The organism is Metallococcus carri, from assembly GCF_011440275.1.
Lineage (GTDB): Bacteria > Actinomycetota > Actinomycetes > Actinomycetales > Dermatophilaceae > Metallococcus > Metallococcus carri.
In genome coordinates, this window is the sequence record NZ_JAAOIV010000002.1 from 361,832 (window position 1) to 382,260 (window position 20,429).

Genomic DNA, 20,429 nt, shown 5'->3' on the forward strand with positions numbered 1-20,429 from the left:
GGGTGGCCCTGCTGGCTGACGAACGGCGCGATCGGAAATTGCGCACGCTGGACGTCATTGGCCGGCATGTATCGGCGTCAGACTACCGACCGGTGCTGCGCGCTCACAAGGTGGGACGGTTGGTCTCGCGATCCGAGACGGCCGCGTCGCTGCCAATGGCGGCAGTGTCGACCGGATTGCGCTTGAACCGCGCCCACAGCCACACCCCCAGCGCGAAGATGATCAGCGACATCCACACGTTGACCCGCAGGCCGAGGATGCGGTTGGCCGGGTCGCTGCGCATCAGCTCGAAGACGATCCGGCCGAGCGGATAACCGGCGACATAGAGCGCGAACGCCCGACCGCGCGCGAGCGCCCGCTTGCGGTCCACCAGCACGATGACCAGCGCGAGCAGCAGGCACCAGATCGACTCGTAGAGGAAGGTCGGCTGGAAGTAGCCGAGCACGATCGGCTTCCCGGCGGCATCGCGCACCGCGGCGCCCTTGCTCTCGTCCCACTCGTGGATCTGCAGCTTCCACGGCAGGTCGGTCGCGCGGCCATAGAGCTCGTTGTTGAACCAATTGCCCCAGCGGCCCATCGCCTGGGCGAGGGCCACACCGGGGACGGCGGCGTCGGCATACGCGAGCAGCGGCACGCCGAGCTTGCGGCACCCGATCCACGCGCCGACGAAACCGAGCGCGACCGCACCCCAGATGCCGAGGCCGCCATTCCAGATCTTGAGCGCGTCGATCGGGTTGCCGCCCTTGCCGAAATAGGGCTGCGGCGTGGTGATGACGTGATAGAGCCGGCCGCCGACGATGCCGAAGGGCACCGCCCACCAGGCCACCCCGAGGGCGTGGTCGGGGTTGATGCCGCGGTCCTTCAGCCGGCGCGCGCAGATCCAGATGGCGGCGACGATGCCGGCCAGGATGCACAGCGCGTAGCCGCGCAGCGGGATCGGCCCGAGCCACAGCACCCCCTGGGTGGGGCTCGGCAGATAGCTCTCGGCGATCACCGGCGCACGCCTTCGGCGAGCTCTCCGATCACCTCGCGCAGTCGTCGTATGCCGTCCGCGACCGTCTCGCTCTCCACCAGCTGCCGCACGGGCAGGGTGCCGACGATGACCGCATCGGCGAAGGCGGCGATCTCGGCGGCCTGCTGGGCATTGGAGACGCCAATGCCGACGCCGATCGGCAGGTCGGTGTGTTCGCGGATGCGGTCGACCAGGGCCTTGGCCTCCTCGCCGCGCACCGCGCGCGAGCCGGTGACCCCCATGATCGACTGGGCGTAGACGAACCCGCTGGTGACCGCGGTGGTGCTGGCGATCCGCTCCGGGCTGGAGGTGGGCGCCACCAGGAACACCCGGTTGAGGTCATGCTTGCGCGCCGCCTCGATCCAGTCGGCGGCCTCGTCCGGCACCAGGTCGGGCGTGATCATGCCCGAGCACCCGGCCTCGGCCAGATCGGCCGCGAAGCGGTCGACGCCATACCGCAGCACGGGGTTCCAGTAGCTCATCACGACATGGGGCGCCCCGGCCGCGGCGAGCTCGCGTGAGGCGGCGATCACGTCGGCGACCCGGACCCCGGCCGCGAGCGCCTTGCTCGCGGCGGTCTGGATGATCGGGCCGTCGATGAGCGGGTCGCTGTAGGGCAGGCCGATCTCGATCGCGTCGGCACCGGCGTCGTGCATGGCGAGCATCGCCTCGATCGAGTCGCGCACGCTGGGGAAGCCGACCGGCAGGTAGCCGATCAGGGCGGCGCGGCCCTCGGCCTTCGCGGTGGCGAGGACGTCGGCGACCGCGGTCACACCTGCTCCTTGGGGTCGTCGGTCTCTGCGGCGTCCTCGGCGTCGTTGTCGATCAGCCCGAACCACTGCCCGGCGGTGTGCACATCCTTGTCGCCCCGGCCGGACAGGTTGACCAGCAGCAGGGCGTCCCGGCCCAGTTCGCGCCCGATCCGCATCGCACCGGCCAGCGCGTGCGCCGACTCGATCGCGGGCAGGATGCCCTCGGTGCGGGCGAGCAGCCGGAAGGCCTCCATCGCCTCCTCGTCGGTGACCGGGTAGTACTCAGCCCGGCCGGCGTCCTTCAGGAAGGCGTGCTCGGGACCGACGCTCGGATAGTCCAATCCCGCTGAGACAGAGTGGGATTCGATGGTCTGGCCGTCGTCGTCCTGCAGGACGTAGGTGTAGGCGCCGTGCAGCACGCCGGGCGTGCCCTGACCGCTGAAGCGGGAGGCATGGCGGCCGGACTCGATGCCCTCTCCCCCGCCTTCGAGCCCGATGAGGCGCACGTCGCGGTCGTCGATGAAGCGGTGGAAGATGCCGATCGCATTGGAGCCGCCGCCGACGCAGGCGAGGACCGCGTCGGGCAGCCGGCCGTAGGCGTCGAGCACCTGCTGGCGGGCCTCCACCCCGATCACGCGGTGGAAGTCGCGCACCATCTCCGGGAAGGGATAGGGCCCGGTGACCGTGCCCAGCACGTAGTGCGTGTTGTGGACATTGGTCACCCAGTCGCGGAAGGCCTCGTTGACCGCGTCCTTGAGCGTGCGCGAGCCGTGGTCGACCGGCACCACCTCGGCGCCGAGCAGCCGCATCCGGGCGACATTGAGTGCCTGCCGCTCGGTGTCGACCCGGCCCATGTAGATCGTGCAGTCCAGCCCCATCAGCGCCGCGGCGGTGGCGGTGGCCACGCCGTGCTGGCCGGCGCCGGTCTCGGCGATCACCCGGGTCTTGCCCATCCGCTTGGTGAGCAGGCCCTGGGCCAGCACGTTGTTGATCTTGTGCGAGCCGGTGTGGTTGAGGTCCTCGCGCTTGAGCACGACCTGGGCGCCGCCGCAGTGCTCGGCGAACCGCGGCACCTCGGTGATGATGCTCGGCCGGCCGGTGTAGGTGCGCTGGAGCTCGGCCAGTTCGCCGAGGAACTCCGGGTCGTGCATCGCCTTGGTGCGGTGCTCCTCGAGCTCCTCCAGCGCCGCGACGAGCGCTTCGGGCACGTAGCGGCCGCCGAACGCCCCGAACCGGCCGACGCGCGGGAAGTCCGCGGTCGTCATACGGCCTCCTGGGCGGACAGCCCGCGCAGCCACCCGACGGCGGCGGCGGGCGAGGACTGCTTGACGAGGGTCTCGCCAACGAGCACCGCGCGGGCGCCGTCGGCGACATAGCCGGCGACATCGCCCGGGCCGGTGATGCCGGACTCGGCCACCTTGACCGCGGTGTCCGGCAGGTGCGCGGCAACCCGGCCGAAGACGCTGGGGTCGACCTCGAGGGTCTTCAGATTGCGGGCGTTGACGCCGATGACGCGGGCGCCGAGATCGGCCGCACGCAGTGCCTCGGTCTCGTCGTGCACCTCGACGAGGGCGGTCATGCCCAGGTCCAGCACCTGCTGGAAGAGGTCGCGCAACTGGTTGCCGGGCAGCGCAGCGACGATGAGCAGCACCACATCGGCGCCGTGGGCGCGCGCCTCGAGCACCTGGTATTCGGTGACGACGAAATCCTTGCGCAGCAACGGGATCGACACCCGCTCGCGGACCGCGTCCAGGTCGGCGAGGCTGCCACCGAAGCGGCGTTGCTCGGTGAGGACGGAGATGACGCTCGCCCCACCGGCCTCGTAGGCCGCGGCGAGCGCCGCCGGATCGGGTATGCCGGCGAGCTCACCCTTGCTGGGACTCTTGCGTTTGACCTCGGCGATCACCTTGACCGGGCCGGGAGCGGCCAGCACCTCGGCGGCGTCGAGAGCGCTCGGCTGGGCCGCGGCGCGCTCCACCAGCTCCGGCATCGGGGTGGCGCGCATGCGCTCGGCGAGGTCCTCACGGACTCCGTCGATGATCTGGTCCAGAACGGTCGGCACGGTGTTCAGCCGCGGTTCAGCCGCGCGCGGCCGACTCGGGGTCGGTCGCCCCGGTCGGCACCGCGTCGTGCTGCTCTTCCCGGTTCTGGTTGCCGAACCCGGCGGCCTTGAGCGCCAGTCCCGCCACGAGCCCGACCGCCGCCACGACGATGCCGATGATCCACCACAGCGAGGACGCGAAGAAGATGCCGATGCCGACGAAGAGGGCACCGAGGATGAGCAGGCTGACGCCCGTCCAGGCAGCGACGCTATTGCCGTGGTCGACGTGATCGGTCTCGGCCATGGATGCTCCTTGAGGCGGGTGCTGGTGACGACCACCCATTGTGTCAGGGCTGTGTCTCGCCGGCTGCCGTCGGGTCGTCTCCTTCGGACAGCGCGTCCCAGTCGTCCTTGGCGCGAGGTGCGGCCGGCGCGTCATAGGAGCGGCCGAGGCCACTCCAGCGGCCGGCGAGCAGCAGCGACGCGAGGCCGGCGACGGTGATGAGCACACCGCCGATCAGCGCAAGCCACGGCCAGCCGTTGAGGGTCGCATCGACGCCGACCGCGCCGGTGCGACCGGTGGCCGCCGAGGCCTGGTCACGCAAGGGTGCACTCGGGTCGCTGATCACCATGACCACACCGGTCGCGCACAGCAGGCCGCCGAGCACGGCCAGGACCGCGGCAATGCGGCGGGCCACGCGTCCGGTGGTGAGGATGGCAAGGAAGGCCGCCGCGCCGACCAGGGCGCCGGCGATCAGGGTGGGCGCCGCCTTGCCGCCGGACACATTCACCCGGGTGCCCTGCAGCACGGCGTCGTTGAGGGTGCCCGAGACCCAGGTGCGGCTGGCGGCGATCAGGGCGAGCACGACCCCGAGGACGCCCACGATGATCACGGTGCGCCGGCTGGTCATCGCGGCGGCGCCATTCCGGTCGCGGTGGCGACGGCACGCAGCGCGGCCGCGGCCTTGGTGATGGTCTCCTGGTATTCGCTCTCCGGCACCGAATCGGCGACGATGCCCGCGCCCGCCTGCACGTGCGCGAAGCCGTCCTTCAGCACGGCGGTCCGGATCGCGATGGCCAGGTCCATGTCGCCATGGAAGTCGAAATAGCCGACGACCCCGCCATACACCCCGCGTCGCAGACCCTCGAGCCGGTCGACGATCTGCATCGCCCGCGGCTTCGGGGCGCCGGACAGGGTGCCGGCCGGGAAGGTGGCCACGAGGGCGTCATACGCGCTCGCACCCGCGGCCAGGCGGCCGACGACGGTCGACTCCAGATGCATGATGTGGCTGTAGTGCCGGATGTTCATGAACTCGACGGTGTCCACCGTGCCGGCGTCGCAGACCCGCTGCAGGTCGTTGCGGGACAGGTCGACGAGCATGAGGTGCTCGGCGCGCTCCTTGGGGTCGGCGCGCAATTCGTCGGCGAGCTCCTGGTCCTGCTCGGGGGTCTTGCCGCGCGGCCGCGACCCGGCGATCGGGTGGGTGATGACCTCGCGGCCGGTCACCTTGACCAGCGCCTCGGGGCTGGAGCCGACGATGTCGTAACTGCTGCCGCCCGGCAGCGGCAGCCGCAGGAGGTACATATAAGGACTCGGGTTGCTCGCTCGTAGCGCCCGGTAGACGTCCAGCGCGTCCGCCTCGCAGGGCACGGTGAAGCGCTGGCTGACCACGATCTGGAAGGCCTCCCCGGAGCGGATCGCCTCCTTACAGGTCTCGACCATGTCGTGGTACTGCTCGCGGGTGTGGCTGCTTTGCGGGCTGAGCGCGACCTGTTGCGGCACCGTGACCGTGCTCGGTGCGGCGACCAGCAGCGCCTCGGTCATCTCGTCGAGGCGGGCGACGGCTGCGGCATACGCCTCGGCCGCGCGCTCGTCGGTGTCGTCGTAGTTGATCGCGTTGGCGACCAGCAGCAGCGAGTTGTCCTGGTGGTCCATGACCGCCAGGTCCACCGCGAGCAGCATCGACAGCTCCGGCAGGCCGAGCCGGTCCTCACCCTCGTCGGGCAGTCGCTCCCAGCGCCGGACCGCGTCATAGGTCACCGCGCCGACCATGCCGCCAGTGAGCGGCGGAAGACCTGGAATCGCTTGTGTCGCAAGGGCTTTCAGGGTGTCGCGCAGCACGTCGGTGGGTGTGCCTTCGGCCGGTATGCCGACCGGCGGGTCGCCGATCCAGGTCGCCTTGCCGCCCGCTTCGGTGAGGGTGGCGTGCGAGCGGACACCGACGATCGAATACCGCGACCAGACCCCGCCGTGTTCGGCCGACTCAAGCAGGAAGGTGCCCGGGCGGTCGGCGGCGAGCTTGCGGTAGACCCCGAGCGGGGTCTCGGCATCGGCCAGGAGCCGCCGCACCACCGGGATCACCCGGCGGTCGAGGGCGAGCTCGGCGAAGAGGGATGCGCTCGGCCAGGTGCGGCCGAACTCCAGGTCGGCGTGGATGTCGCTCACGCCTGCGCCACGGGGAGCTCGGTGAAGAAGCAGGTGCGCTCGCCGGTGTGGCAGGCCGCACCGACCTGATCGACGCGGACCAGCAGGGCGTCGCCGTCGCAGTCGAGGCTGACGGTCTTGACGTGCTGGACGTGTCCGCTGGTGTCGCCCTTGCGCCAGTATTCGCCGCGGCTGCGCGACCAGAAGGTCACCCGGCCCTCGGTGAGCGTGCGGCGCAGCGCCTCGTCGTCCATCCAGCCGAGCATCAGCACCTCGCCGGTGTCGTGCTGCTGGACGATCGCGGCGACCAGCCCCTGGGCGTCGCGCTTGAGGCGCGCGGCAAGGTCGGCGGGCAGCGGGGACGGCATACCTGCCATTGTCCCGTATGCCGGGGTGCCCGGCTGTTCGGGTCCCGCGCCGCCCAGCGGGGCGCCCAGCGTCCGCAGCAACGCACCACCGTTCGTGCGCCGGCGCGGACACAACCGAAGCCCACGCTCAGCGTCCGCAGCAACGCACCACCGTTCGTGCGCCGGCGCGGACACCACCGACCGGCCCCGCCACAGCGTCCGCAGCAACGCACCACCGTTCGTGCGCCGGCGCGGACACAACCGGCCCCGCCACAGCGTCCGCAGCAACGCGCCACCGTTCGTGCACTGGCGCGGACACGCCCGGCGAGCGCGACGTCAGTGCGTCTGCTGGGTCGCCCAACTGGCGTGCAACCGGGCGTAGACGCTCCCCGTCGCCTGCACCAGCTCGCGGTGCGGGCCGAGCTGGACGATCTGGCCGCGGTCCACCACGACCACGAGGTCGGCCGCCTCGGCGGTGGAGAGGCGATGCGCGATAGCGATCGAGGTGCGCCCGGAGGTGAGCGATTCGAGAGCGCGCTGGATGCGCACCTCGGTGGCCGGGTCGACCGCGGAGGTGGCTTCGTCAAGCAGCAGCAGGTCGGGGTCGGCGAGATAGGCCCGCGCGAGGGCGACCAGTTGGCGTTCGCCCGCGGACAGGGATTCGCCGCGCTGCCCGACCCGGGTCTGCAGGCCGTGCGGCAGCGTGGCGAGCCAGGCGTCCAGACCGAGTTCGGTGATCGCCAGGTGCAGTTCGTCGTCGGTGGCCTCGGGCGCCCCGAACCGCAGGTTGGCCGCCAGCGTGTCGTCGAAGAGGAAGCCTTCCTGCGGCACCAGCACCACCCGAGAACGCAACGAGGAGAAGCGGATTCGCCGGATGTCGACACCATCCAGACGGACCTCGCCGTCGCTCGCGTCCATCAGCCGGGTGAGCAACTTGGCCAGGGTCGTCTTGCCCGACCCGGTCTCTCCGACGATCGCGACGCGCTGGCGGGGGCCGATGTGCAGGTCGATGCCGTGCAGCACCTCGACGCCACCGGGATAGCCGAACCGCACGCCGTCGAAGTCGACCGTGATCGGCCCGCGCGGCAGGTCTACGCCCTCGTCGCCCGGGTCGCGCACGTCGGCCGGGGTGTCGATCAGCCCGATGACCCGCCGCCAGCCGGCCACGGCATTCTGCAGCTCGTTGAGGTTCTCGGTGGCGGTCTGCACCGGCTGGGTGAACAGGTTGACGATGAAGAGGAAGGCCAACAGTTCGCCGAGTGTCAGCCGGCCGTGGGTGGCGAGCACGGTGCCGATCAGCAGCACGATCATCGTGGTCATGCCGGCCACGAACTGTCCGGCGGTGAAGGCACCCACCGCCCGGATCTGGGCGCCGACCGCCGCGCGGCGATGGGCCTCGACCGTGCGGTCGATCCGCTCGGCGGTGCGGTCCTGCACGCCATACGCCCGGATCGTGGCGGCACCGACGACCGACTCCGAGATGGCCGCGAGCATGTCGCCGACCCGTTCGCGCACGACGGTGTAAGCGCGCCCCACCATGCCCTGGAAGGTGCGCAACACGAAGGCCAGCGGCAGGAAGCACAGCCACACCACCAGCGCCAGCGGCGGGCTGTAGACGAGCATCAGCGCGCTCGCGACGAGCAACTGCAGCACCGCCATGAGCAGCATCAGCCCGCTGAACTGCACGAACTGGGAGATCTGGTCGACATCGGTGGTGACACGCGCGACGAGCGCACCGCGGCGCTCGGCGTTCTGGGTGAGCATCGACAGGTCGTGCAGATGCCGGAAGCCCGTGATCCGCAAGGTTGCCAGGCCGCCTTCGGACGAGCGGAACAGCCGCAGGTTGACCAGGTATGCCGCGCAGCCGGCGAGCACCACGCCGAGCGCGGTGACCAGCATCAAGGTGGTGACCAGCCGCGGGTCCGGGCCGCCGGCAGCGAGGATGCCGCGGTCGATGGTCTGCTGCACCGCGATCGGCACGAGGATGCGGCCGAGGGTCGAGACGACGGCGAGCGCGATCGTCACGCCCACGCCGCGACGCAGCTCGGGCGACAGCGCGAAGCCGCGCCTCAGGGTCTGCCAGGTGCTGAGCTCCTGACCGGTGCGCACGCTCATCGGGCCGGCTCCTCCTCGCCTGCGAGGGAGTCGCCCACAGCGCCCTGGTCACCCGGCTCCTCGTCGGCCGCGATCGCCTCGCGCTCGGCCGCTTCGCGGGCGTATGCCGTGACGAGCGTGCGATAGCCCTCGCAGCGCTGCATCAACTCCGCGTGCGTGCCGCGGTCGGCGATCCGGCCACGATCGAGGAAGATCACGCTGTCCGCCAGGGCGATCGTGGACATCCGGTAGGCGACCACGAGGACGGTGGTGCCGGCGCTGCGCTCACGCAGGCCGGTGAGGATGGCGGTCTCCACCGCTGGGTCGATCGCCGAGGTCGCGTCGTCGAGCACCAGCAGCCGCGGACGTCGAATCACCGCGCGTGCCAACGCGATTCGCTGTCGCTGACCACCCGACAGGCTGGCGCCGCGCTCCCCCACCCGGGTCTGCGCGCCCTCCGGCAGCGCGTCGACGAAGCCGGTGGCCTGCGCGACCGCGAGCGCGTCCCGCACCTGCTCGGCGCCGTGCGGCTCGCCGAGCGTGACATTGCCCTCAACCGTGTCGTCGAAGAGGAAGGTCTGCTGCGGCACCAGGGCAACCGACTGCGGTATGCCGCCCCGGCGCACCTGCGGGAGCGCCGTCCCGTCGATCGACACCTCCCCGGCATCGGGGTCGACGAGGCGCACCATCAGGTCGGTCAGCGTGGACTTGCCAGCGCCGGTCGGCCCGACCAGCGCGGTCGTCGAGCCTGGCGTGAGGTCGAGGCTGACGTCGTCGACGGCCAGGAAGTGTTCGCTGGGGGTCTCGGCCTCGGCATACCCGAGGGAGTCCTGGCCAGTGAGTGCGTAGCTGAAGGTGACCCGCTCGGCAACGGCATGCGCAGGCCCGGCGGTGGGCAGCGAGCGGTTGCCGTAGCCGAATTCGCCGCGCGCGGTGAGCACTCGCTGGAGGCGGTCGAAGCCGACCAGGCTCTGCGGCAACTGGCCGAGCACCCAGCCGAAGGAGCGCACCGGGAAGGCGAGCACCGAGAACAGATAGGCGATCTGCACCACCTGCGCCGCGGTGATCCGCCCCGCGGCGACCTGGGCAGTGCCGACCGCGAGGACCGCGAGGGTGCCGATGGTGGGAATCGCCTCGACGATCGGGTCGAAGGTGCCACGCACCCGGCCGACCTCGATCGCGGCGGCGCGCAATTCGTTGGTGCGCGCGGCAAACCGCTCGGTCTCGCGCTCCTCGCGGCCCATGGCCTTGACGAGCATCCCGGCTTCGATGCTCTCGTGCGCGACCTCGCTCACCACCGCCCGCAGCTCCTGCGCCCGAGTCGCGCGCGGCGCCATCCGGGACTGGAAGACCAGGTTGACCGCGAACAGCAGCGGGAAGACCAGCACCCCGACGAGGGCGAGCCACAGATCGGTGGTGAACATCTCCCAGAGTCCGACCACCAGCATGACGAGCACGCCGAGGGCCATCGGCAGCGGCTGGAAGATGTTCCAGGCCGCCTCGACGTCGGCATTCGCGTTGGACAGCAGTTGGCCGCTCGGGTGCCGGTGGTGCCAGGCGAGCGGCAGCCGCAGGTATTGCCGGGTCACCTCGCGGCGGTAGGTCGCGTTGAGGTTGAAGAACGCCAGGCCCGCCGCGACCCGCCGCAGGATCACGCCAATCACGTTGAGCGCCACCACGATCGACAGCTCCCAGGCGATCGTCCACAGCTGGTCGTCGGTGACCCGGCGCGCGTTGACCGCCGGCGTGACCACCGTCGCGGTGAGGTGGCCGATGACGCGGGCGGTGTAGACGGTCATCACGCCGTAGAGCGCCGAGCCGATCACCGCGATCGCCAGCCAGCGCGGTTGCCGCCGGAAGCCGGTGGCGATGATCCGCGCACCCCGGCGAAGCGAGCCGCCGGTCGGGGCGGAGGGGGTCGGCGGCATACGGCCCATCATGCCGGGACGTCCGCGGCGCGCTGCCCGGGGTGTACGCGGGTGCGGCGGGTGGGCCAAGATGTGCGGCTATGGCCCGTTTTGCCCGCGCCGAACGCGACGCCCTCTGCGACACCTTCACCGCCGTCGGTCCCGACGCGCCGACCCTGTGCAAGGGCTGGCAGACCCGCGACCTGGCCGCGCACCTGATCCTGCGCGAGCGGCGCCCGGACGCGGCGCTTGGCATGTTCCTCGCCCCGCTGGCCGGCCGGCTGGACAAGATCCAGTCCTCCTTCGCCCAGCGCCCGTTCGCGGAGCTCGTCGAGACCGTCCGGCAGGGACCGCCGCGCTGGAGCCCGTTCGCGCTGTCGCCGGTGGACGAGGCCGGCAACCTGGTGGAGTTCTTCATCCACCACGAGGACGTGCTGCGCGCGCAGGAGGGGCGGCCGCGTCGCGAACTGTCCGAGGACGAGCAGAAGTCGCTGTATGCCGCGCTGCCGCGGATCGCCCCGCTGGCGCTGCGCTCGGTGCGCACCGGGGTCGTCGCCGACTGCGGTGACTTCGGGCGGCAGCAATTGCGCGGCCCGAAGGATGACCACGGCAATGTGGTGATCATCGGTGCGCCCTCGGAGGTGCTGCTGGAGATCTACGGCCGCGGAGCACACGCGGACACCGAGCTCGACGGCGCCGACCACGACGTGGCGGCATACCGGGAGACCGCCCGCGGCCTCTAACGGACCGGGTAGCCCGCCGCTCGCAGCGCGTCCTTGACCTGGGCGATGGTGAGCTGGCCGAAGTGGAAAACCGTCGCCGCCAGCACCGCATCGGCGCCCGCCTCGACCGCCGCGACGAAATCCTCGACCCGCCCGGCGCCACCGCTGGCGACGATCGGGATGTCCACCTCGCGGCGCACCGCCTCGATCAGCTCCAGGTCGAAGCCCTCGGCGGTGCCGTCGGCGTCCATGGAGTTGAGCAGGATCTCACCGGCTCCGAGCTCGGCCGCCCGGGCGCACCAGCCGATCGCCTCCAGCCCCGCGGACTTGCGTCCACCGTGGGTGGTCACCTCGAAGCCGCCGCGGCCATCGCGCCGCACGTCGGCACTGAGCACCAGCACCTGCGCGCCGAACCGCTCGCGGATCTCGCCGATGACCTCGGGGCGGTGGATGGCGCCGGTGTTGATGCCGACCTTGTCCGCGCCCGCGCGCAGCAGCCGGTCCACGTCCTGCACCGAGCGCACGCCGCCACCGACGGTGAGCGGGATGAAGACCTGCTCGGCGGTCTGCCCGACGACGTCATAGGTGGTGTCCCGGCCGGCGAAACTCGCGGTGACGTCGAGGAAGGTGAGCTCGTCGGCACCCTGCTCGTCATAGGTCGTGGCCAGCTCCACCGGGTCGCCGGCGTCGCGCAGGTTGTCGAAGTTCACGCCCTTCACCACGCGCCCGGCATCGACGTCCAGACACGGGATCACGCGCACCGCCACAGTCACGCACGGCAGCCTAATCTGTGCCCGTGCTCTCCCCAGTCGACCGGGTCGTCCGCCGCGCGGTCATGGTGCCGCCGCGGCCGACCCCCGTGCTCGTCGGCATCGACGGCCGTGCGGGCGCCGGCAAGACGACCCTCGCCGGCCTGGTCGCCAAGCGCCTGCACGCGCAGGTCGTCCACCTGGACGAGCTGTATGACGGGTGGTCCGGTGGCGCTGCCGGCAACCGACTGCTGGTCAAGCGGGTGTTGCGGCCGCTCGCCCGGGGCGAGCACGCGGCATACCCCGTCTTTGATTGGGAGACAGGCGAATACGCGTCACGCCGACGGGTCGAGCCCGCGGTGTATGTCGTGGTCGAAGGAGTGTTCTCGACCATCCGCGCGGCCCGCGATCTGCTCGACGTGCGGGTCTGGCTGGAGGTGCCGGCTCCGCTGCGGCGGGAGCGGGCGCTGGCCAGGGACGGCGACGGCTTCGCGCCGCACTGGGACGCGTGGGCTCGTCAGGAGGACGAGCTCTTCGGGCCGGACCGGCCGTGGGAGCACGCCCACGAGGTGATCGAGGGTTAGTCCCGGTCGGAGCTGCTGTGCGCCTCGACCAGCGCCGCGAGCCGCTGTGCCTCACGCACGGCATACTCCCCGTCCGCGCGCTGCACGCCCATGACCGCCAGCTGCTCGGTGTCGGCCAGGTCGAGCAGCAGCCACGGCGGCCCGCCCCCGAACTGCACGTCGAGGATCTCGGCCCACTCCAGCTCGCGGGTGACGAGCAGGTTGTGCACGACCAGGCCGCGCTCGCTCGGCACCGCGCGCACCCGGGCGAACCGGCTGAGCACGGCAGCGATCAGCAGGCCGAAGATCACGAAGGCGAGCTGGTTGGCCACGCCGCCCTTGTCGCGCGGCATGACGAAGCCGAGCACCGTGAAGCAGATCACGATGAGCACCGCGGCGCCCCACGCGACATAGCGGCCGCGGCGAGGGCGGAAGACCGCGTAGGGCTGGCCGGTCATAGCCGGCACGCCGCGATCTCGGTGACGAGGATGGCGCGGGCGCCGACCTCGTAGAGCTCGTCCATCACCTGGTTGGTGCGACTGCGCGGCACCATCGCCCGCACGGCGACATAGCCGCGGTCGTGCAGCGGCGACACGGTCGGCGACTCCAATCCGGGGGTGAGGGCGCAGGCCTGTTCGACCAATTCGACGCGGATGTCGTAGTCCATCATCACGTAGCGCCGTGCGGTCAGCACGCCGGTCAGCCGACGCACCAGCACATCGACCGCCGGGTTGTCGCCACCGCCAGAGGGGCGGATCAGCACCGCCTCGGACTGCAGGATCGGGTCGCCGAAGACCGCGAGCCCGGCATTGCGCAAGGTGGTGCCGGTCTCCACCACATCCGCGATCACGTCGGCGACGCCGAGCGTCACCGCTGTCTCCACCGCACCGTCGAGCCGCACCACCTCGGCGTCGATTCCCTTGTCCGACAGGTCATTTCGCACCAACCCGAGGAAGCTGGTCGCAACCCGCCGGCCACCCAGGTCGGCGACGGACGACGCGACGCCCGGCGGTCCGGCATACCGGAAAGTCGAGGCACCGAAGCCGAGCTGCAGCACCTCACGGGCCTCCGCACCGGAGTCCAGGAGCAGGTCGCGGCCGGTGATGCCGACCTCGAGGGTGCCGGACCCGACATACAGCGCGATATCGCGCGGGCGCAGGAAGAACAGCTCGACGTCATTGTCCTGGTCGACGACGACGAGCTCCTTGGACTCGCGGCGACCGCGATAACCGGCCTCGCGCATCATCTCGGCGGCCGACTCGGCCAGGGCGCCCTTGTTGGGCATGGCGACACGCAGCATGGTTCTCCTACAGGTGGGCGTAGACGTCGTCGAGGTCGATGCCGCGCGCAAGCATCAGCACCTGCAGGTGGTAGAGCAGCTGGCTGATCTCCTCGGCGGTGCGGTCAGTGCCCTCATGCTCGGCGGCCATCCACACCTCGGCGGCCTCCTCGACGATCTTCTTGCCGATCGCGTGGACGCCGGCGTCGAGTTCGGCGACCGTGCCCGATCCCTCGGGACGGTCGGCGGCCTTGCGGCCGAGCTCGGCCCACAGCTGCTCGAAGGTCTTCACGGCAGGTCACGATACTTGTGGCCGTATGCCGACCCGCCGCCCCGTTCGCGGTGCGGACCGGTGCCGCGCCCCGATCCAGGCGCGGCCAGGCTCAGACCGGCTGGGGTTCGGCGCCCCGGGCCGCGCGGGTGACCTTGACCCACTGCCAGAAGCCGTAGAGCACGAACAGGCCGTAGAAGATGTACATCACCGCGGTGGGGACATAGCCGGTCGCGAAGCCCATCGGCACACCGACCAGGTCGACCGCGATCCAGCACAGCCAGAACTCGTTCCAGCCGCGGGCCATCGCGTAGGTCGCGACCATCGAGCCGACGAAGACCCAGGCGTCACACCAGAAGAACCACCACTGCGGCGTCCAATACGGGTTGGGGGCGAGGTTGGTGAGCCAGACGAAGACCTGGTGGGCCACGACGGTGAGCACGAGCCAGGCGCCCGCCATCGCGAGCCGCTCGGTGGTGGTGGCCCAGCGCGGCGTGATCGCCGGCGCGTTCGCCGAGCGGCGCTTCTTGTGCTCATACCAGCGCCACCAGCCGTAGACCGAGGTCAAGAAGAGGAAGACCTGCCGGCCGGACTGGCCGAAAAGCGGGATGCGCGAGTCGGCACCGAAGGCCGCGCCGATGTAGACGAAGAACAGCATCACGTTGGCGACGATGCCGACCGGCCAGGCGATGACCTTGCGCTTCATGCCGAACCACGCAGAGGCGACGCCGATCAGCACGCCGACGAGCTCGAGCCAGTGCAACTGGTATTTCCCGATCGGCAGGGCGGCGTCGATGATGCGCTGGAAGATATTGGTGTCGCCTTGGGCGGCGGCGGCCAGGGTGAGCATCGGTGATGTCCTTCGTGCGGTGGGTCAGCGGACAGCGAGTTGGGCGAGGGTGCGGGCGGTGCTGATCGCGGCGAGGGCGGCCTCGTGGCCCTTGTCCTCGCTCGACCCCGGCAGACCGGCGCGGTCGAGCGCCTGGTCGTCGGTGTCACAGGTCAACACCCCGAAGCCGACCGGTATGCCGGTCGTGGTCGCCACGGTCGTCAGCCCGAGGGTGGCGGCCTGGCAGACATAGTCGAAATGCGGTGTGCCGCCACGGATCACGACGCCGAGGGCGACGACCGCGTGGTGGTCGCGCGCGAGCCGGGCGGCCGCGACGGGCAGCTCGAAACTGCCCGGCACCCGCACCAGGGTCGGGTCGGTGACACCGGCCTCGTCGAGCGCCCGCTGGGCGCCGGCGATCAGGCCGTTCATCACAGTGTCATGCCAGGACGAGGCGACGATCGCGACGCGCAGGCCGTGGCCGTCGACGGTGATCGTGGGGGCTCCATGCCCGCTCATGCGGTTGCTCCTTGCAGGTGATCGTGGGGCAGGTCGTGCCCCATCCGGTCTCGTTTGGCGCGCAGATAGTCGACATTGTCGGCGGTGGGGCGGGTGACCAGCGGTTGCACGCTGATCACCTCGATTCCCCTGTCGCGCAGGCTGTTTCGCTTGTCGGGGTTGTTGGACAGCAGGTGGATCTCGGTCGCTGCGAGATCGTGCAGGATGGCCGCGGCCGGGGTGTAGTCGCGGGCGTCGATCGGCAGGCCGAGCGCGACCTGGGCATCGACGGTGTCGCAGCCGGTGTCCTGGGCGGCATAGGCGGCGAGCTTGCTGAGCAGACCCACTCCCCTGCCCTCGTGCCCGCGCAGGTAGACCACCGCGCCGCCGTCGCTCGCGACCTGGGCGAGGGCCTGGTCGAGCTGCGCCCCGCAGTCGCAGCGCAACGAGCCGAGAGCGTCTCCGGTGAGGCACTCGCTGTGCACCCGCACGAGCGGTGCGTCACCGAGGCCGCGCGGCGAGACGAGCGCGAGGTGCTCGTCGCCGGTGAGCCGGTCGCGGTAACCGATCGCCTCGAACCGGCCGTGAGCGGTGGGCACGCTGGTGACGGCGACCCGCTCGACCCGGTCGTGCCGCTGGCGATGCTCGACGAGAGCGGCGATCGTGATCACCGGAATGCCTTCTCGCGCAGCGAGATCCGCGACATCGTCGCGCCGCATCATGCTGCCGTCGTCGTGCACGAGCTCACCGATGACACCGACCGGCGCGAGCCCGGCGAGACGGCACAGGTCGACCGTGGCCTCGGTGTGGCCGCGGCGTTCCAGCACGCCCCCGGGCCTGGCGCGCAACGGGATCAGGTGACCCGGACGCACCAGGTCGGCGGCGGTGGCCGTGGGGTCGGCCAGCACCTGCGCGGTGCGCGCGCGGTCGGCGGCGGAGATGCCGGTGGTCACCCCGGCGGCCGCGTCCACCGACACGGTGTATGCCGTCCGCAGCGGGTCGGCGTTGTCGGTCACCATCAGCGGCAGCTGCAATTCATCGGCCCGCTCGGCCGTCATCGGGGCGCACAGATAGCCCGAGGTATGCCGGATCGTCCAGCCGACCCATTCGGTGCTCAGCGTCTGCGCGGCGAGCACCACATCGCCTTCGTTCTCGCGGTCGAGGTCGTCGGTGACCAGCACCGGGTGGCCGGCCCGCAGGGCGTCGAGCGCTTCGGCGATCGTCGCGCCGGCCGGCTCGTCGGATCGCCCCTCACGGGCGCTCTCCGGTGCGCGCTCCGGCGCGCCCATCGGCCCGCGCTCCGGCCCGCTCTCCGGCCCGCGCTCCGGCGCGCTCATCGGGTCGCTCCTGCGGTCGCGAGCAGCCGCTCGGCATATTTGGCGAGCACATCGGTCTCGAGGTTGACGACTGCGCCAACTCCCTTGTCTCCCAACGCAGTCAGCCGCAAGGTGGTCGGGATGAGCCCCACCGTGAAGGCCTCGTCGGTCACGCCGGTGACGGTGAGCGAGATCCCGTCGACGGTGATCGAGCCCTTCTCCACGATGTAGCGCAGCAGGTCCGCCGGGGCAGCGAATTCCACCTCGGTCCAGTGCTCGGTCGGGGTGACCCGGCGGATCCGACCGGTGCCGTCGACATGGCCCTGCACGATGTGCCCGTCGAACCGGCCGCTCGCCGGCATCGCCCGCTCGAGGTTGACCCGGTCGCCGGGTCGCAACCCACCGAGCGAGGTGCGGCGCAGGGTTTCGGCCATCAGGTCGACGGTGAAACCCGTCGCGGTGAAATCGGTGACCGTGACGCAGACGCCGTCGACCGCGACCGAAGCGCCGTGGGCGATGCCGTCCAGCACGGCGTGCGCCTGCACGGACAGCACGGCCGAGTCGCCGGTCTGCCGCAACCGGGTGATGACCCCGGTCTCCTGGACGATTCCGGTGAACATCAGGGGTTCTCCTTCCGTCGGAGGGTGAGACGGGCGTCATCGCCGACCTGGCTCACCGAGGTGAGCTGCCAGCGGGAGGCCGCGTCGATGGTGTCGATGCCGAGGTCGCCGACAACCGCCGGTCCAGCACCGAGCAGGACAGGGGCGACATACGCGACGATCTCGTCGACACAGTCGGCGCGCACGAAGGCCGCGGCGAGCGTCGGGCCGCCTTCGAGCAGCAGATGGTGGATGCCGCGTTCGTGCAGGTGAGTCAGCACCACGCTGGGGTCATGCGACGACACCTGCAGCGTCTCGGACGAATCGTCGAAAACCTTTGCGGCCGAGTCGATTTCGCGATTCCCCACCACCACGCGCAAGGGTTGCCGGTCGCTCGGACCGCTCGCCGGACGGGCGGTCAGCGCGGGATCGTCGGCGACGACCGTCGCGGTGCCGACCGCGATTGCGCCCACCCGATGGCGCAGCTCGTGCACCTCCGCGCGGGCGCCGGCCCCGGTGATCCACCGGCTGGAGCCGTCCCGTGCGGCGACCCGTCCGTCGAGGGTGGCGGCGAGCTTCCAGGTGACGAACGGCCGGCCGACGCGCACGGCATACGTCCAGGTGCGATTCAGCTCGGTGCACTCGGCAGCCAGCACGCCCTCGTCGACGCGAACTCCGGCAGCACGCAACCGGTCGGCGCCTCCGGCCGCGATCGGATTGGGGTCGGTCGCGCCGATCACGACACGCGCGATGCCGGCCGCCAGCAGCGCCTCGGTGCATGGGCCGGTGCGTCCGGTGTGCGCGCAGGGCTCGAGGGTGACATAGGCGGTGGCGCCGCGGGTCGTGCCCGCCGCGCGCAGGGCCGCGACCTCGGCGTGGTCGGTGCCCGCGCCCTGGTGGAATCCCTCGCCGGCGAGTTCGCCGTCGCGCACGATCACACAACCGACGCGCGGGTTGACGTCGGCGACCGGACCACGAGCGGCCAGCGTCAGGGCAGCACGCATCCACTGCTGGTCCTGCTGGGCTGAGGTCACCTGCCCGTTCCTTCCCGGTCGTCCGTGGTGCGGACTGTCGTCCGCCTGCGGACTCCGGGGTGACGAGCAGCGCGGGTCTGCCGTCACGGCATACCCGTCGCCGGGCCGACCATTGACATGGCCTGCCCGCGTGCGCCTCCCATCCGGACTTTCACCGTCGGTCCTGGAGTTCCACCAGGTCAACCGCTTCGACGGGGTTACCCCATCGGCACGGGTCGCGGACTGTCACCGCCGGCTCAGAGTTTCACTGACCCCGGAGCACGTTCGACTCGATGATAGACCGCCCGCGCGGCGGCCTCGACGCGCTCCCGGGAAATCGCCCTGCGTCGCCGGCTGTGATCTCGATCTCCCGACCACGCCGGACCCCCGGGGTCAGTGCGCGGCGAACTCGTCGCGCTAAGTCCGGTCAGGCGGCCGACCGCGCGCGGTGGTCACCTCCCATCCGTCCCGGCGTGAGGTCCCAAGCGACCCCCGTCGCCGTGACCGTGGCGGTGTAACCGTCCCGGTGCACGATCGTGTGATGGCGCCGACACAGCAGGGCCGCATTGGCCAACGCCGTGTGCCCGCCGGCCCACCACGGCGTGACGTGGTGAGCTTCGCACCAGCTGGGTGGCCGATCACAGCCGGGGAAGGTGCAGTGCTGGTCGCGATGGATGATCGCGCGCCGCAACCCCCGGTCGAACAGGCGCTTCGTGCGGCCGACATCCAACGGCTCACCCTCGGTGCCCAGCACCATCGGAATCAGGTCGGCATCACAGGCCAATTGGCGCACCGTGGTGGGATCCAGGCTCGCTCCCGATTCGGTGCGACCGCAGCCCGCCAACGCGCCGGTGAGTGCGTCGTGCCCGATGGTGACGACGAGCCGGGCCGTGCCACAACTCGTCATGCCGTCCAGCCCACCTCCGTCATCGATCCGGCGCGCACCCGCTGCCGCCAACGCCATCAACGCATCCGCTCGCCGCTTGCCCGGCGACCGGGGGTCGGGCTGGTCGATGTCCGGTGCGCCGTCACCGGCTCCGGCACCCCGGCCCGACCGATCGGCACCACAGTGCGCCGCCGAGCCGGCCGAACCCCGATCCACACCGCCGTGCGCCGCCGAGCCAGCCGAGCTCCCATCCGCACCACCGCCCGGCACCGGCGCTGACATCGCGTCGATCGCGTGCCGCAGTTCGGCGGCATGACCGGCTGACAGCTCGGCCAGCAGTTGCACCATCCCGTTCGGCAAGTCGGTCCAGGTCACCCGCTCCGCGGCCTGCTGGTCGTCCTCGAGCTTGTCCAGGTCTTCGGTCCGGCCGAAGGTCGCGACCAGCCGACGAGTCAGCTCCCGGATGCCACGCGTCCCGGAGCCTGGCGGCAATTGCAGGAAATAGCCGAATACCTGTTCGCGGGTGGCCCCCGGCAGCACCGCGACGACTGCGTCGACCTGCTCGATGGCGGTCCGCGCAGCGGCGCCACTGATCCGGCCGTCCTGGAGCGCGTCGGCGATCACGGCGTTCTCGGCCGACCGAGTTTCAGCGGCCAGGAACGCGATCCGGCGCGCGTCAGCCGGCTCCAGCCCGGGCACGGGAGGTTGGTCACTGGCCGCCGCATCGATGTCGCCGGCCGGACCGGTCAGACCCATCAGCCACTGGGCCGCACCAGCACTGGTCGATCGGGCGATCAGCCCACGCTCCATCGCCTCCCGGCTCAACGCCACAGCGGCCTGCTCGGCCAGCTGCATCAGGGCCACCACGTGCCTGCTCGCAGCGATCAGGTCGGCGTCGCCGAGCTGGAATACCGCAGCACCCACCGTCGGCACAGCGGCAACCGCCTCTCGCACCGCAGCGACGGCAACCGGTCCGGCCCCTGGCGAGACCCGCCCCGGCGGTGCCCCCGACTGGTGACCCTGACCCTCGGCCGGGCGGGTCCGGCATACCTCATCGTCGTCCATGACGACCCCCTCAGTTGAGCTAAAAGCGTTGTCCCTCAACGCCTTCCACGGTCGAGACCTC

The 20,429-nt window shown here is 71.1% G+C and carries 22 protein-coding genes and 1 riboswitch; of the genes, 2 read left to right on the forward strand and 20 right to left on the reverse strand.

Features of this window, described 5'->3' with window-relative positions:
- Positions 1-103 precede the first annotated feature (103 nt).
- The 10 genes from lgt to G9U51_RS04200 all read right to left on the reverse strand — a co-directional run bounded on the left by lgt (position 104) and on the right by G9U51_RS04200 (position 10,599).
- Complete coding sequence (gene lgt, locus G9U51_RS04160) at positions 104-991, reverse strand: prolipoprotein diacylglyceryl transferase (protein WP_407941420.1); 888 nt, start codon at positions 989-991, stop codon at positions 104-106.
- Positions 991-1,785, reverse strand: a complete 795-nt coding sequence (gene trpA, locus G9U51_RS04165; RefSeq protein WP_166193617.1) for a tryptophan synthase subunit alpha — start codon at positions 1,783-1,785, stop codon at positions 991-993. The genes lgt and trpA overlap by 1 nt, the downstream gene beginning before the upstream one ends.
- The gene (gene trpB / locus G9U51_RS04170; RefSeq protein WP_166193620.1) at positions 1,782-3,029 is read right to left on the reverse strand and encodes a tryptophan synthase subunit beta; all 1,248 of its coding nucleotides are present in this window, start codon (positions 3,027-3,029) and stop codon (positions 1,782-1,784) included. Before trpB ends, trpA begins: the two co-directional genes overlap by 4 nt.
- Positions 3,026-3,826, reverse strand: coding sequence for an indole-3-glycerol phosphate synthase TrpC (gene trpC, locus G9U51_RS04175; RefSeq protein ID WP_328823301.1), 801 nt, complete (start codon positions 3,824-3,826; stop codon positions 3,026-3,028). Before trpC ends, trpB begins: the two co-directional genes overlap by 4 nt.
- 16 nt (positions 3,827-3,842) lie before the next feature.
- Positions 3,843-4,109, reverse strand: a complete 267-nt coding sequence (locus G9U51_RS04180; RefSeq protein ID WP_166193623.1) for an HGxxPAAW family protein — start codon at positions 4,107-4,109, stop codon at positions 3,843-3,845.
- 43 nt (positions 4,110-4,152) lie between these two features.
- Entirely contained in the window at positions 4,153-4,716 is a 564-nt protein-coding gene (locus G9U51_RS04185) for a Trp biosynthesis-associated membrane protein (protein ID WP_166193626.1), read from the reverse strand.
- Positions 4,713-6,251 carry an anthranilate synthase component I gene (locus G9U51_RS04190; RefSeq protein WP_407941417.1) on the reverse strand — a complete coding sequence of 513 codons (1,539 nt, stop codon included), beginning with the start codon at positions 6,249-6,251 and terminating at the stop codon, positions 4,713-4,715. The genes G9U51_RS04185 and G9U51_RS04190 overlap by 4 nt, the downstream gene beginning before the upstream one ends.
- On the reverse strand, positions 6,248-6,607 hold the full coding sequence (hisI, locus tag G9U51_RS17050; RefSeq protein WP_407941421.1) for a phosphoribosyl-AMP cyclohydrolase: 360 nt from the start codon (positions 6,605-6,607) through the stop codon (positions 6,248-6,250). The genes G9U51_RS04190 and hisI overlap by 4 nt, the downstream gene beginning before the upstream one ends.
- A 306-nt stretch (positions 6,608-6,913) precedes the next feature.
- Entirely contained in the window at positions 6,914-8,692 is a 1,779-nt protein-coding gene (locus G9U51_RS04195) for an ABC transporter ATP-binding protein (protein WP_166193628.1), read from the reverse strand.
- On the reverse strand, positions 8,689-10,599 hold the full coding sequence (locus G9U51_RS04200; RefSeq protein WP_235945440.1) for an ABC transporter ATP-binding protein: 1,911 nt from the start codon (positions 10,597-10,599) through the stop codon (positions 8,689-8,691). The genes G9U51_RS04195 and G9U51_RS04200 overlap by 4 nt, the downstream gene beginning before the upstream one ends.
- An 80-nt stretch (positions 10,600-10,679) precedes the next feature.
- Between G9U51_RS04200 and G9U51_RS04205 the strand changes: the two genes are divergently transcribed.
- Positions 10,680-11,321: a TIGR03085 family metal-binding protein gene (locus G9U51_RS04205; protein ID WP_166193631.1), complete on the forward strand. Its 642-nt coding sequence runs from the start codon at positions 10,680-10,682 to the stop codon at positions 11,319-11,321.
- Here the strand turns inward: G9U51_RS04205 and hisF are convergent.
- Complete coding sequence (gene hisF / locus G9U51_RS04210) at positions 11,318-12,073, reverse strand: imidazole glycerol phosphate synthase subunit HisF (protein ID WP_166193634.1); 756 nt, start codon at positions 12,071-12,073, stop codon at positions 11,318-11,320. The genes G9U51_RS04205 and hisF overlap by 4 nt on opposite strands.
- Before the next feature lie 23 nt (positions 12,074-12,096).
- Here hisF and G9U51_RS04215 point away from each other — a divergent pair, with 23 nt between their 5' ends.
- Positions 12,097-12,633: a nucleoside/nucleotide kinase family protein gene (locus G9U51_RS04215; RefSeq protein WP_166193637.1), complete on the forward strand. Its 537-nt coding sequence runs from the start codon at positions 12,097-12,099 to the stop codon at positions 12,631-12,633.
- On the opposite strand, the gene G9U51_RS04220 is transcribed toward G9U51_RS04215, so the two are convergent.
- The 9 genes from G9U51_RS04220 to G9U51_RS04260 form a co-directional block, all read right to left on the reverse strand.
- A complete protein-coding gene (locus G9U51_RS04220) occupies positions 12,630-13,070 on the reverse strand; it encodes a PH domain-containing protein (RefSeq protein WP_166193640.1) in 441 nt (146 codons plus the stop codon). The genes G9U51_RS04215 and G9U51_RS04220 overlap by 4 nt on opposite strands.
- Positions 13,067-13,912 (reverse strand): ATP phosphoribosyltransferase, encoded by an 846-nt coding sequence (gene hisG / locus G9U51_RS04225; protein ID WP_166193643.1) that lies wholly within the window; start codon positions 13,910-13,912, stop codon positions 13,067-13,069. The genes G9U51_RS04220 and hisG overlap by 4 nt, the downstream gene beginning before the upstream one ends.
- Positions 13,913-13,919: 7 nt before the next feature.
- Positions 13,920-14,183: a phosphoribosyl-ATP diphosphatase gene (locus G9U51_RS04230; RefSeq protein WP_166193646.1), complete on the reverse strand. Its 264-nt coding sequence runs from the start codon at positions 14,181-14,183 to the stop codon at positions 13,920-13,922.
- A gap of 91 nt (positions 14,184-14,274) precedes the next feature.
- Positions 14,275-15,012 (reverse strand): nicotinamide riboside transporter PnuC, encoded by a 738-nt coding sequence (gene pnuC, locus G9U51_RS04235; RefSeq protein ID WP_166193649.1) that lies wholly within the window; start codon positions 15,010-15,012, stop codon positions 14,275-14,277.
- A 24-nt stretch (positions 15,013-15,036) separates the two neighbouring features.
- A complete protein-coding gene (ribH, locus tag G9U51_RS04240) occupies positions 15,037-15,510 on the reverse strand; it encodes a 6,7-dimethyl-8-ribityllumazine synthase (RefSeq protein ID WP_166193652.1) in 474 nt (157 codons plus the stop codon).
- On the reverse strand, positions 15,507-16,826 hold the full coding sequence (gene ribB, locus G9U51_RS04245; protein ID WP_235945441.1) for a 3,4-dihydroxy-2-butanone-4-phosphate synthase: 1,320 nt from the start codon (positions 16,824-16,826) through the stop codon (positions 15,507-15,509). The genes ribH and ribB overlap by 4 nt, the downstream gene beginning before the upstream one ends.
- The gene (locus G9U51_RS04250; protein ID WP_166193655.1) at positions 16,823-17,425 is read right to left on the reverse strand and encodes a riboflavin synthase; all 603 of its coding nucleotides are present in this window, start codon (positions 17,423-17,425) and stop codon (positions 16,823-16,825) included. Before G9U51_RS04250 ends, ribB begins: the two co-directional genes overlap by 4 nt.
- Positions 17,425-18,438 carry a bifunctional diaminohydroxyphosphoribosylaminopyrimidine deaminase/5-amino-6-(5-phosphoribosylamino)uracil reductase RibD gene (gene ribD, locus G9U51_RS04255; protein ID WP_166193658.1) on the reverse strand — a complete coding sequence of 338 codons (1,014 nt, stop codon included), beginning with the start codon at positions 18,436-18,438 and terminating at the stop codon, positions 17,425-17,427. Before ribD ends, G9U51_RS04250 begins: the two co-directional genes overlap by 1 nt.
- A 127-nt stretch (positions 18,439-18,565) precedes the next feature.
- Positions 18,566-18,703: riboswitch (FMN riboswitch) on the reverse strand.
- A gap of 141 nt (positions 18,704-18,844) precedes the next feature.
- Positions 18,845-20,368 carry an HNH endonuclease signature motif containing protein gene (locus tag G9U51_RS04260; protein WP_235945442.1) on the reverse strand — a complete coding sequence of 508 codons (1,524 nt, stop codon included), beginning with the start codon at positions 20,366-20,368 and terminating at the stop codon, positions 18,845-18,847.
- Positions 20,369-20,429 lie beyond the last annotated feature (61 nt).

Excerpts from the sequence above, each read along its gene's own strand:
- G9U51_RS04180 (WP_166193623.1), bottom strand. The coding sequence starts at position 4,109 with ATGGCCGAGACCGATCACGTCGACCACGGCAATAGCGTCGCTGCCTGG.
- G9U51_RS04260 (WP_235945442.1), bottom strand. The coding sequence starts at position 20,368 with ATGGACGACGATGAGGTATGCCGGACCCGCCCGGCCGAGGGTCAGGGT.
- G9U51_RS04200 (WP_235945440.1), bottom strand. The coding sequence starts at position 10,599 with ATGCCGCCGACCCCCTCCGCCCCGACCGGCGGCTCGCTTCGCCGGGGT.
- hisG (WP_166193643.1), bottom strand. The coding sequence starts at position 13,912 with ATGCTGCGTGTCGCCATGCCCAACAAGGGCGCCCTGGCCGAGTCGGCC.
- G9U51_RS04220 (WP_166193640.1), bottom strand. The coding sequence starts at position 13,070 with ATGACCGGCCAGCCCTACGCGGTCTTCCGCCCTCGCCGCGGCCGCTAT.
- hisI (WP_407941421.1), bottom strand. The coding sequence starts at position 6,607 with ATGGCAGGTATGCCGTCCCCGCTGCCCGCCGACCTTGCCGCGCGCCTC.
- trpB (WP_166193620.1), bottom strand. The coding sequence starts at position 3,029 with ATGACGACCGCGGACTTCCCGCGCGTCGGCCGGTTCGGGGCGTTCGGC.
- G9U51_RS04195 (WP_166193628.1), bottom strand. The coding sequence starts at position 8,692 with ATGAGCGTGCGCACCGGTCAGGAGCTCAGCACCTGGCAGACCCTGAGG.
- ribB (WP_235945441.1), bottom strand. The coding sequence starts at position 16,826 with ATGAGCGCGCCGGAGCGCGGGCCGGAGAGCGGGCCGGAGCGCGGGCCG.
- pnuC (WP_166193649.1), bottom strand. The coding sequence starts at position 15,012 with ATGCTCACCCTGGCCGCCGCCGCCCAAGGCGACACCAATATCTTCCAG.
- G9U51_RS04250 (WP_166193655.1), bottom strand. The coding sequence starts at position 17,425 with ATGTTCACCGGAATCGTCCAGGAGACCGGGGTCATCACCCGGTTGCGG.
- G9U51_RS04185 (WP_166193626.1), bottom strand. The coding sequence starts at position 4,716 with ATGACCAGCCGGCGCACCGTGATCATCGTGGGCGTCCTCGGGGTCGTG.
- G9U51_RS04205 (WP_166193631.1), top strand. The coding sequence starts at position 10,680 with ATGGCCCGTTTTGCCCGCGCCGAACGCGACGCCCTCTGCGACACCTTC.
- ribH (WP_166193652.1), bottom strand. The coding sequence starts at position 15,510 with ATGAGCGGGCATGGAGCCCCCACGATCACCGTCGACGGCCACGGCCTG.